We start from the raw sequence: 11,985 nt of genomic DNA on the forward strand, positions 1-11,985 counted from the left end.
CTATAACATGAGCTTTATCCACATTTTGTGGATAAAGCTTGTTTTCTAGTGTTGAATATTTTATAGTTTTAATAGCTTATCAACATGGTGGTTATAAATTAAGATAGTATATTGATGAAGATACTAATGTTGAAATAATACTTATAAGTAATTACTGCAGCTAAGAAGATAGGAGTGAGATGGTTGAGTACTAAAGTTTGGGTTGTGGATGACAAGGGAATTAATCCACAAAGTTATCCACAAATTAAGCAAGCGGCCCGATTGCTTAATCAAAATGAAGTTGTAGCTTTTCCGACTGAAACTGTATATGGATTAGGGGCAAATGCTTTGTCGAACGAGGCTGTGACTAAAATTTTTACTGCTAAAGGACGACCAAGCGATAATCCACTTATTGTTCACATTGCCGAGAAAAAGCAGTTGTTTGATATTGCGGAAAATGTATCGGATGTAGCGTTGAAGTTAATAGATTATTTTTGGCCAGGTCCATTGACGATTGTTTTAATGAAAAAAGAAGGAATATCTGATAAAGTTACAACTGGTTTAAGTACTGTTGCGGTTCGAATGCCTAATCATGAAATTGCTTTACAGTTAATTAGAACGAGTCAGTTACCTATTGCTGCTCCCAGTGCGAATCTATCTGGGCGGCCAAGTCCTACCTCAGCAAAACACGTACACGATGATCTAAACGGCAAGATAGCTGGAATATTAGATGGTGGTCTTACTGGAGTAGGTGTAGAATCAACTGTCTTAGATTGTACAGGCCAAATACCAGTAATACTCCGACCTGGTGGTATAACAAAAGAGCAGCTTGAGGAGGTTGTGGGTAAGGTGGACATAGATCATGCCTTAGTTGAGGAAGGTCAAACACCTAAGTCACCTGGAATGAAATATACCCACTATGCTCCACAAGCACCACTGTTCATTGTGCAGGGAACAAGTAATTTTTTGCAATTGAACATTGATAAACAAAGAGCTAGTGGAAAACGCGTTGGTGTGATAACTACTGATGAAAATAAACAAAAATATAATGCAGATATCGTTTTAAGTTGTGGACAAAGGAATGATTTGTACAGTGTTGCTAGTAATTTATATGGTGTTCTTAGAAAATTTGATGACACCCAGGCAGATGTTATTTTAAGTGAGAGTTTTCCTTATGAAGGAATTGGCCATGCAATTATGAATCGTTTAATGAAAGCTGCAGCACATCAAACAATAGAACAAAAATAGTACCCTTTTCTTCTATTTCCAACAGTACAAGCATATGTTTAAGAAAGTCGTTATGTAATTATATAGGCTATTTTTATTTGCGTTGTTATGTCGTCGCTTTAAATAAAAAGATGACACGAACTATTACGAAAATTAACAATCAAATCGAAAACAGCCTTTGCATATGTTTATCTAGACTGGTCTTAGGGATGTTTGAACTTCCTTTACTAGATCAAGTGTAGGAGGTAGGAGGGCAATGGGAACGATATTTGGGGAAATAGTTACTTTATTTATCATGGCATTTGCTTTAGGTATGGATGCTTTTTCTGTAGGTCTTGGGATGGGATTAATCCCTCTACGTCTAAAGCAAATTTTTTATATTGGTGTTACGATAGGCTTTTTTCACATTTGGATGCCATTGGTAGGAATGGTTATTGGAAGGCTGTTGTCCGAGCAGTTCGGTGCAGTTACTACCTATGCTGGTGGGGTGTTATTATTACTACTCGGTATCCAAATGTTTATATCGTCCTTAAAAGAAGATGAATCATCACTAATAACCCCTGTTGGATTCGGTTTACTTATCTTTGCTTTAAGCGTGAGTTTAGATAGTTTTTCTTTAGGTTTAAGTTTAGGGATGTTTGGAGCGCGAACAGCAATTACTATATGTATGTTTGGTTTGGTGAGTATGGTCTTGACTTGGACAGGGTTGCTACTAGGTAGATCAGCTCAAAGGTGGTTAGGGACATATGGAGAAGCATTAGGGGGAAGTATTTTATTCGCTTTTGGTGTTAAATTACTTTTCGCTTGAAGAAATAATGATAAATAGCATAGTTAGAAAATTCTAGTTCATCCGTCTTGGGTCTTTATACTTTTCTTCCTTAGTAACTTTAGCTACCATAAGCTTATTTTTTTTTGCATAAAATAAAAATAAATGTATATTATTACCTATATAATGCGACAAATTTCGATTATAATGGTAGTGATGGTATATTTTTTTGTAAAATACTGTTGTAAATCAAAGAAGTTCAAACACCATAGAAGCTAGAACGAAAGTCATATATAGATCTAATAGCATCGGAGGATTAGAATGACAAAGATACTATTTGTATGTACTGGGAATACGTGTCGTAGCCCAATGGCAGAAGCATTATTAAAACATAAAAACATGGGCAACATTCAGGTTCGATCAGCGGGTATTTATGCAAACAATGGAAGCGCTGCATCAGCTAACGCCAATGAAGTACTGAAAGAAAAGGAAATTGTGTTAGATCATATTTCTAGTCAGCTTGAAAAAGAACATATTGATTGGTCCACATATATTTTGACGATGACGAGCAACCATAAGCATCTCATTGTGAATACATTTCCTGAAGCTATATACAAAACTTATACATTAAAAGAATTTGTTGAAGGAGAAGGTGGAGATATTAGTGATCCGTTTGGTGGTTCGGTACAGACGTATCGTCAAACGATGAATGAGTTAGAGCAGTTAATTGAGAAGTTATATAAAAAACTTAAATAAAGCTACTTTTCTTAAACTTTGATGTAATTTTCGCAAAACCCGAATAGTTAAATGAGGTTTTACGCGATTGTCATCTTTTTATAGAAGAAAAGATGACACGAAGCACTATTTGGAGTACTTATTTCTTAGCACAAAATAACATCAATGTGCAAACTGAATCAACAAGGGGATCTATTGTTTTATTATGGGAAGGGGAGTCTTACTATGGGAGAGAATAAGAAACGGTATAAATTTGGTTTAAGACTTAAGCTTGTATTGTTTATTACCACTGTAGCGTTAATTACATACTCTACTTCAGCGATCTGCATCTATTATTTTTATGATTTCGTTAATGGTTACTTTGCGTTAAGTGAAGGAGCTTTCACGATTATCACTTTAGTGTTAGGAATCCTTTGGTCTAGTATTTTGGCATATTTCATTGCTGGGCTTATAACTAAACCATTACAAAAATTAGAAGCGGTTGCAATGAATGCAGCGAATGGCCAAATTAATGAAGATGTTCCCGTAAAAAAAGCTGATGATGAAATTCGATCATTATCTATTGCATTTAATAAGATGCTAAAGAGTTTAAGAGAAATGGTACATAATATTGAAGATAATTTTGCAAATACAAATAACAAAGTAATAGAAATATCAACTGCTACTAATTCTGCTTCGGTACAAGCTGAGAACATTGCTCACACGATCGAGGAGATTTCTAAAGGAGCAGATAGTTCAGCTGTTGCTGTTCAAAGTACAGCAGAATCTGTTGATGATGTATTGATGTTGGCAAAAGAAGTACAAGATAAAGCTGTTGCATCTGAACACCTTTCTAAAGAGATGGTTAACCGCTTAAATGATAGTAAAGTAGTTATACACTCTCTCGTTTCAGGAATTCAAAGTTTAGCGGAAAATAATCAACAATCTTTAAAAGCGGTTGGTAGATTAGAAGAGAATGCAAATAAAGTAGAGAATATTATTTCATTAGTTGGCGATATTGCTGAGCAAACGAATTTGTTAGCGTTGAATGCATCCATAGAAGCTGCTCGTGCAGGGGAGCATGGGAAAGGTTTTGCAGTTGTAGCAGAAGAGGTTCGTAAGCTTGCGGATGAGAGTGGAACAGCTGTCCAAGGAATAACGGAGTTAATCAAAAATATTCAGCTTGAGGTTCAGAATGTCGTTCAACAAATCACAGATCAAGTAAATGTAGCAAACAACGAGGCGAATAAAGGATCAGAGACAAACGAAGCCATTGCAGAAATGACTGAATCAGTAAATGAAGTTGTTGAAGCGGTCAAATATATTACTAAATACGTGATGCGTCAGATGGATAGTATTAATCATACTGCTGTACAATCACAAGAGGTCGCTGCAATTGCTGAGCAAACATCAGCAGGAGCAGAAGAAGTAGCAGCCTCCACGAACGAACAGGCATTAGTTATCGAAAATATTGATAAACTCGTAACTGAATTATCTGGACAAGCTGATAATTTGAAAAAAACGATACAACAATTTAATTGTTAATTACGTATTATAGTGAGCTAATGTCGAATTACACACATGAAAAGATACAAAATGAGAGCAGCACAAAAGATCCTATTTTGGTTTAATCGTGAGTAGGTCGAACAATAACCAACGTCGATAAGTTTAAAAAATTATCAATTAAATACATAGCGCAAAAGAGTTTTAGTTAGCTATACGTATATTTATAGCAAACTAAAACTTTTTTGCTAGGTAACTTTCACATAATTGTGCTATTCGTTATAAGAGATAAGCACGTATACATCTAGCGTTCGTAGCATCTTTGCTACTTTTAAAATAATTGAGCTCTCATAAAGCTCATCATACAGTTCATTTTAGCAACAAGGTTTACGAAGAGAGCTTTTTCATAATTCCTGTTCATAAAATGTGTTACTACTGTTACTAAAGAAGCTTTAGTCATTTTGTATATGTTTACTAGAAAAAAATGCCATCTTTAGTGTGTGCAATAATTAATGACGAAGCGGCCTTATTATAAACACTGTGTGCATTAAAGATTGTTTTACCTATTATCCTCTATCAATTACTTTTTCGTTATTTTTCCAACCTCTTCTATCTATTAAACTTGTAATGTGAGCGATGTGATGACGCCCATGCCAAGCATAAATACCAATAGCTGTTTTCAATTTAACTACTCCTGAATCTGGATGGATAAACTGCTCTTCTAAATCGCTAGGTTGTAATGAGCGCAATAATACTACCCATTTTTTATGTAAAGCTGTTAATAGATCAAGTGATAAATCAATCGGTGCTGATGAAGAATCGTGTAACTGTGCAAACCCTTGCTGATCATAAGCTTTAATATGTGGCTCATTTTCAGTCAGCGTCCACTTAAATCGAATAAAACCATTGATATGAGCATCTGCCACATGATGTACAACCTGCCTTACTGTCCACCCCTCTGGTCGATACGCGGTATTTAACTGAGCTTCCGATAAACCTTTTACAGCTTGTTGAAGCCTTAAAGGTGTTTTTTCTATTTGATTAATCCATAAATCTAGTTGTTCTTTGGCTAAATTATCGTCTAGCTTAGGTTTACCTATCGGGTATCGTAAATCTTCCATCTTTCTTCCTCCTTACTTCAGTAAAATCTTTAACATTATTTTACACCAAGAAAGTTTATCAAGTAGTTAAAAATTAAATCAAAACTATATGGTCTTTTTACCGAACAAATGATTCTCAGCTCAGAAGAGTTTGAAAATTTACGTGTAACAATGTGCATAAAGTATTTGCTTGTTCTATTCCAAATACACTATCATATAGACGGATACCTCTTTGGGGCAATAATACGTAAATGGAGGCTTAATAATGAAAATAGCAATTGCATCAGATCATGGTGGAGTAAATATTCGTGAAGAAATTAAAGGCTTAATGGAAGAGATGAACATAGATTATGTTGATCTAGGCTGTGAATGTGGCGAATCAGTTGATTACCCTGATTATGCACTACCAGTTGCGGAGAAAGTAGTGAGTGGAGAGGTTGATAGAGGTATATTAATATGTGGTACTGGGATAGGGATGAGTATTGCAGCTAATAAGGTGAAAGGAATTCGATGTGCTCTTGTCCATGACTTATTCAGCGCAAAAGCAACGCGTGAACATAATAATAGCAATATTTTGGCTATGGGTGAGCGAGTAATAGGCCCTGGACTAGCAAGAGAGATTGCGAAAGTTTGGTTGACTACTGACTTTGAAGGTGGACGACATGAGAATCGAGTTAACAAAATTACTAAATACGAAAAATAACACGAAGGAGAGCGAGCCGACATGAGTGCTGATATATTAAAATGGCAGCAGCAATTACATATGATTTTAAGTGAGTTCCAACAAATAGCATCGCTAGGGAATCAACAGCTGTTAGTCGTTGGTTGCAGTACGAGTGAAATCTTAGGCGAACGAATTGGAACATCTGGTACGATGGAAGTTGCAGAGATGGTCGTAAAAGAATGTATGGCATTAAAAGAGATGTATGGTTTCCAAATAGCATTTCAATGCTGCGAACATTTGAACAGGGCGTTAGTTGTAGAAAGACAAACAGCATTAGACAAACAGCTTACAGAAGTAACAGTAACACCTATTCGCTCTGCAGGTGGGTCGGTACCTACATATGCTTATCACCATTTCATTGATCCGGTTGTTGTAGAGTTTATAAAAGCAGATGCTGGTATTGATATCGGTGATACTTTTATCGGAATGCATATTAAGCATGTGGCTGTTCCAGTTCGGTGCTCAGTCAATCAAATTGGACATGCTCATGTCACCCTTGCTAAATCAAGACCAAAACTTATCGGTGGTGAAAGAGCTGTTTATGCGAGTAACAAAGAAAATAAACAATGTTAATCTTATTTTGTTATAACAGCGCTATTGCTTGATTCTTATTAATATTAAATGGAAGGATGATGACAATAATGGAATGGGAAAATGATGCAAAAGAACTATATGAGGAGTTACTTAAGCTAATTCCAGTTTTTGCTCGACCAATGGCTAAAAAAGGAATTGAAAGAAGAATCCTTGAAATATCAGATAATAAAATATCAATGGATGAAGTTATAAGAGGGTATCTTATGGCAGCACCTGGAAATATGAAGGGGCGTGTCATTGATGTGTTAAAATCGAAAAACATCGACCTTGCCCCGTACAAGGATATAGTGGGATAGTTTGTTAACTGTTTTTCAATCTGTTATTGGGTTGATGATAAAATGTTTTCAATAACGATGTTGTTAAAACAGTAAAATCTTTGATTAACATGGCTTTTCGTAGGTGATCTATGTTTTTAACAATGAAATTGTTTTTTTAGGTGACAACATCCAACGAAACATAGGGATAGCATTGTTTCTACAAGAAAGGATACATGATGAAAACAAAGCGGATAACAACGGAGAATGAATTAAAAACGGCATTTCATATTAGAACAACAGTGTTTGTAGAGGAACAAGGGGTACCGTTAGAAGATGAATTTGATGAATACGATCAATTAAACGGAAAATGTGATCATGTTCTTGTTTTTATCAACGATGAAGCTGTAGGGTCTGGTAGAATTCGTTTTGTTGATGGACAAGGCAAACTTGAAAGAATATGTGTCTTAGCTCCATACCGTAAATTTGGTGTTGGAAAAGTCATTATTCAAGCACTTGAAGGAATAGCCGAGGATAAACAAATAACAAGAGTGAAGTTACACGGTCAAACACAAGCAGAAGGCTTTTACAAAAAGCTGGGTTATGATATTTTGTCTGATGTTTTTATGGAGGACGGCATTCCGCATGTATTAATGGGAAAAGGTTTGAATGTTCGTAGTTCCGAACAATAACACCGTGATAAGTGTTTTTTGTTCTTTTTTTCATGGATCGGGGTATAATCATGTGCTATAATAGAAATTAATTTTCGGAAAAAACATATGGGCAGAAGCCATCGGAGGGGATTTACATGAAAAACTTATCGCAGCAAGATCAAACCGTTTTTAAAGCAATGAATGAAGAATTGACTAGACAGCGTACAAAAATTGAATTAATTGCATCTGAGAATTTTGTAAGTGAGGCAGTAATGGAAGCGCAAGGATCTGTATTAACAAATAAGTATGCGGAAGGTTATCCTGGTCGACGTTATTACGGAGGCTGTGAGCATGTTGATGTTGTTGAGGATATTGCGCGTGACCGCGCAAAACAAATCTTTGGTGCTGAGTATGCAAATGTGCAACCACACTCAGGTGCACAAGCGAATATGGCTGTGTATTTTACGATCCTTGAACATGGCGATACAGTGTTAGGAATGAATTTATCCCACGGTGGTCATTTAACTCATGGTAGCCCCGTCAATTTTAGTGGAGTCCAATATAATTTCGTAGAGTATGGTGTAGATCAAGATACTCATCGTATTAATTATGAGGATGTTCTAGAGAAAGCTAAACTGCACAAACCAAAATTAATTGTTGCAGGAGCAAGTGCATACCCACGAGAAATAGACTTTAAACGTTTCCGAGAAATAGCTGATGAAGTAGGGGCTTATTTAATGGTTGATATGGCTCATATTGCAGGCTTGGTAGCTGCAGGCTTACACCAAAATCCAATTCCGTTTGCAGATTTTGTTACAACGACAACACATAAAACATTGCGTGGACCACGTGGTGGTATGATTTTATGTAAGGAAGAGTTCGGTAAGAAGATTGATAAATCAATTTTTCCAGGAATTCAAGGTGGCCCGCTTATGCATGTCATTGCTGCAAAAGCAGTTTCATTTGGTGAAGCACTTGAAGACAGCTTTAAACAGTATGCAGGAAATGTTATAGCTAACGCTAAGCAACTTGCTGAAAGTTTAAAAGAAGAAGGTATCACACTCGTTTCCGATGGTACTGATAATCACCTTGTTTTACTAGATGTCCGTTCGTTAAATATTACAGGTAAATTGGCTGAAAAAATCCTTGATGATGTAGGTATTACAGTGAACAAGAATACAATACCATTTGATCCTGAAAGTCCGTTTGTTACTAGCGGAATTCGTATAGGTACAGCTGCTGTAACAAGCCGTGGCTTTGATATAGAGGCTATGAAAGAAACGGCAGCAATCATTGCGTTTACGCTCAATAACCATGATAATGAAGAAAAGCTGGAAGAAGCGAAAGAACGTGTAGCAACTTTAATTAAAAAATTCCCATTATATGAAGATAAATAATATGACATAAGCTAGACTGCATTTTGCAAGTCTAGCTTTTTGTTTGTGGGTAAAGTGTTAAATTTAGGTAATTATTCGATTAACTTTGAGACTGCTATAAAAAAAGAAAACTTACCTCGTTTGAAGAGGTGTTATTAGGAGATGTTATATATCATGTCTTTCCCATCCAAATGGGTTTTTATAGAGCATTTAACATAATATTTAATATGATAATGCCCCCTTATATGAGCTGGGATTGAGGAGCTAGTGCTTTTCTTAAGTGAAGCTTGAACTGTTGGAGGTTTTTCTGTAAAATCAATTGAAGTGAAAACGAAAAGGAGAGATATTAAGATGGCGAAAGTATATGTGTTTGATCACCCCCTCATTCAACATAAGCTTACATATATTCGAGATAAACATACAGGTACGAAAGAATTCCGTGAATTAGTTGATGAAGTAGCAACTCTCATGGCATTTGAAATTACGCGTGATCTTCCACTTGAAGATACGGTTATTGAAACACCTGTTAATAAAACAAACTCAAAAATATTAACGGGGAAAAAATTAGGTATTATTCCTATTTTAAGAGCTGGCTTAGGAATGGTAGATGGCATCCTAAAGTTGATTCCTGCTGCAAAAGTTGGACATATTGGACTGTATCGTGACCCAAAAACATTGCAACCAGTTGAATATTATGTGAAGCTTCCTTCTGATGTAGCTGAACGTGACTTTATTGTAGTTGATCCGATGTTAGCAACTGGAGGGTCAGCAGTCGAAGCAATTCATTCATTAAAAAAACGTGGTGCCAAAAACATTAAATTAATGTGTTTAATCGCTGCTCCTGAGGGCGTTGAGGTAGTTAAAACTGAACATCCTGATGTTGACATATATCTTGCTGCTTTAGATGAAAAACTTAATGATCATGGCTACATTGTTCCAGGTTTAGGTGACGCTGGTGATCGATTGTTCGGAACGAAATAAATTAATATTTTTTGAAAATCAAGTAGAGCAGACTTTACTTGATTTTCTAGGTTTGTTAAGGGTCTGATTCCTCTCAATGTTTTGTATTTGCGCTTGAGAGTTATTGAATTTGACCTTTTTCGTTTAAGTTTTACGTATTCAAATGGTATAACTAAGATAACATTGTTAGTGGAGGCGTCTGGAGATGACTAAACGGATAAGAGTGATGACGATTTTTGGAACTCGTCCTGAAGCAATTAAAATGGCACCGCTAGTACTAGAGTTGCAAAAGCAATCCGAGCATTTTGAATCAATTGTAACTGTAACCGCTCAGCATCGAGAAATGCTTGATCAAGTTTTACATATTTTCGGTATTACGCCTGATTATGATTTGAATATTATGAAGGAACGTCAAACGTTAACTGACATTACAACGAGAGGGCTTGAAGGCTTAGAAGATGTAATGAAAAAAGTACAACCGGACATCGTGCTTGTACACGGTGACACGACAACGACTTTTGTGGCGAGTCTTGCAGCATATTATAACAAAATTGTTGTCGGTCACGTAGAGGCTGGACTTCGTACTTGGAACAAGTTTTCACCGTTTCCAGAAGAAATGAACAGGCAGTTAACGGGAGTATTAGCTGATTTACACTTTGCTCCAACTTCTAAAGCACAAGCTAACCTTTTAAATGAAAATAAAGAGGAACAAGGAATATTTATTACAGGGAATACTGCGATTGATGCGTTAAAAACGACAGTGAAGGATCAGTATACACACCCTATTTTAGATCAACTCGGTCATGATCGACTAATTTTATTAACAGCACATCGTCGCGAAAATGTTGGCGAACCGATGCGGAATATATTCCGAGCGGTGAAACGTCTTGTTGAAGAACACAGTGATGTTCAAGTTGTGTATCCTGTTCACTTAAATCCTGCTGTAAGAGAGCTGGCTAATGACGTGTTAGGAAATGATTCGCGCATTCACTTAATTGAACCATTAGATGTGATTGATTTTCATAATTTTGCCTCAAGAGCTCACCTCATCTTAACAGATTCAGGTGGTGTTCAAGAAGAAGCGCCTTCCTTAGGAGTACCTGTCCTTGTACTTCGTGACACAACCGAACGCCCTGAAGGCATTGATGCAGGTACATTAAAATTAGCAGGAACTGATGCAGGCACGATCCATCAATTAGCAACTGAACTTCTCACAAATAAGGAAGAATATGAGAAAATGGCACAAGCGAGTAATCCTTATGGTGATGGTGAAGCATCTAAGCGCATAGCTGAAGCCATAAAGTATTATTTTAAACAATTAGCTAACAGACCAGCAGATTATTTAATATAGAAATTTTTAAAAAAGGCTCTTTTCGTAAACTTTGTTGCTATTGTTATAACCAAAAAAGTTGTTTTATATGGTTACTCATTGTTGTACAGAAGAAAAGATGCCACGAACTCTATTTGTGTACGTGTTTGGCTCTTAGTACGAAAAGCAACATTTAATGCGAATACAGCCATTAAAAAAGACTGATGAGCGTCAGTCTTTTTTAGTTTGGGCAATAACAGTGGTTGCTTAGACGGTAACAGGTACAGCTTCGACAGTAAACTAGTGGATTAGGATAGTAAATCTGTTGATTAGGATAGTAAACCTGTTGATTAGGATAGTAAATCTGTTGATTAGGATAGTAAACCTGTTGATTAGGATAGTAAATCTGTTGATTAGGATAGTAAACCTGTTGATTAGGATAGTAAATCTGTTGATTAGGATAGTAAACCTGTTGATTAGGATAGTAAATCTGTTGATTAGGATAGTAAACCCATGGATTAGGATAGTAAACCTGTTGAATAGGATAGTAAATCTGTTGATTTGGATAGTAAACTAGTGGATTAGGATAGTAAATCTGTTGATTAGGATAGTAAATCTGTTGATTAGGATAGTAAATCTATTGATTAGGATAGTAAACCTGTTGATTAGGATAGTAAACCTGTTGATTTGAATAGTAAACCCATTGATTAGGACAGTAAATCCATTGATTAGGACAGTAAACCTAGAAGTTTCGACAGTAAAGTAAGAGTTTTGGACAAAAACACCGCATTTTACTCGAAATTAACATGTATTCCTCACATAAAAT

At 36.1% G+C, this 11,985-nt stretch carries 12 protein-coding genes; 11 read left to right on the forward strand and 1 reads right to left on the reverse strand.

The annotated features are described in order from the left end of the window. The first annotated feature begins 183 nt into the window (after positions 1-183). The 4 genes from SLH48_RS09575 (at position 184) to SLH48_RS09590 (ending at position 4,231) form a co-directional block, all read left to right on the forward strand. Positions 184-1,227, forward strand: coding sequence for an L-threonylcarbamoyladenylate synthase (locus SLH48_RS09575; protein WP_320257971.1), 1,044 nt, complete (start codon positions 184-186; stop codon positions 1,225-1,227). Between the two features lie 235 nt (positions 1,228-1,462). Further along, a complete protein-coding gene (locus SLH48_RS09580) occupies positions 1,463-2,014 on the forward strand; it encodes a manganese efflux pump MntP family protein (protein WP_320257972.1) in 552 nt (183 codons plus the stop codon). Positions 2,015-2,293: 279 nt separating this feature from the next. Next, positions 2,294-2,728 carry a low molecular weight protein arginine phosphatase gene (locus SLH48_RS09585; protein WP_320257973.1) on the forward strand — a complete coding sequence of 145 codons (435 nt, stop codon included), beginning with the start codon at positions 2,294-2,296 and terminating at the stop codon, positions 2,726-2,728. A gap of 204 nt (positions 2,729-2,932) precedes the next feature. Further along, positions 2,933-4,231, forward strand: a complete 1,299-nt coding sequence (locus SLH48_RS09590) for a methyl-accepting chemotaxis protein (protein ID WP_320257974.1) — start codon at positions 2,933-2,935, stop codon at positions 4,229-4,231. Between the two features lie 524 nt (positions 4,232-4,755). Here the strand turns inward: SLH48_RS09590 and SLH48_RS09595 are convergent. Next, positions 4,756-5,310, reverse strand: coding sequence for a YfiT family bacillithiol transferase (locus SLH48_RS09595; RefSeq protein ID WP_320257975.1), 555 nt, complete (start codon positions 5,308-5,310; stop codon positions 4,756-4,758). A gap of 244 nt (positions 5,311-5,554) precedes the next feature. Here SLH48_RS09595 and rpiB point away from each other — a divergent pair, with 244 nt between their 5' ends. From rpiB to wecB, 7 genes are all read left to right on the forward strand, one after another. Continuing rightward, on the forward strand, positions 5,555-5,992 hold the full coding sequence (gene rpiB, locus SLH48_RS09600) for a ribose 5-phosphate isomerase B (RefSeq protein ID WP_320257976.1): 438 nt from the start codon (positions 5,555-5,557) through the stop codon (positions 5,990-5,992). Positions 5,993-6,013: 21 nt separating this feature from the next. Further along, entirely contained in the window at positions 6,014-6,586 is a 573-nt protein-coding gene (locus tag SLH48_RS09605) for a TIGR01440 family protein (RefSeq protein ID WP_320257977.1), read from the forward strand. A gap of 68 nt (positions 6,587-6,654) precedes the next feature. Next, positions 6,655-6,903 carry a DUF2621 family protein gene (locus SLH48_RS09610; protein WP_320257978.1) on the forward strand — a complete coding sequence of 83 codons (249 nt, stop codon included), beginning with the start codon at positions 6,655-6,657 and terminating at the stop codon, positions 6,901-6,903. A 197-nt stretch (positions 6,904-7,100) separates the two neighbouring features. Beyond that, on the forward strand, positions 7,101-7,553 hold the full coding sequence (locus SLH48_RS09615; protein WP_320257979.1) for a GNAT family N-acetyltransferase: 453 nt from the start codon (positions 7,101-7,103) through the stop codon (positions 7,551-7,553). Positions 7,554-7,669: 116 nt separating this feature from the next. Then, positions 7,670-8,911: a serine hydroxymethyltransferase gene (glyA, locus tag SLH48_RS09620; protein ID WP_214480872.1), complete on the forward strand. Its 1,242-nt coding sequence runs from the start codon at positions 7,670-7,672 to the stop codon at positions 8,909-8,911. Positions 8,912-9,241: 330 nt separating this feature from the next. After that, complete coding sequence (gene upp / locus SLH48_RS09625) at positions 9,242-9,871, forward strand: uracil phosphoribosyltransferase (protein ID WP_214480871.1); 630 nt, start codon at positions 9,242-9,244, stop codon at positions 9,869-9,871. A 184-nt stretch (positions 9,872-10,055) separates the two neighbouring features. Continuing rightward, a complete protein-coding gene (gene wecB, locus SLH48_RS09630; protein WP_320257980.1) occupies positions 10,056-11,201 on the forward strand; it encodes a non-hydrolyzing UDP-N-acetylglucosamine 2-epimerase in 1,146 nt (381 codons plus the stop codon). Positions 11,202-11,985 lie beyond the last annotated feature (784 nt).

The organism is Cytobacillus sp. IB215316 (assembly GCF_033963865.1).
In the GTDB taxonomy this organism is placed as follows: domain Bacteria; phylum Bacillota; class Bacilli; order Bacillales; family SM2101; genus Nanhaiella; species Nanhaiella sioensis.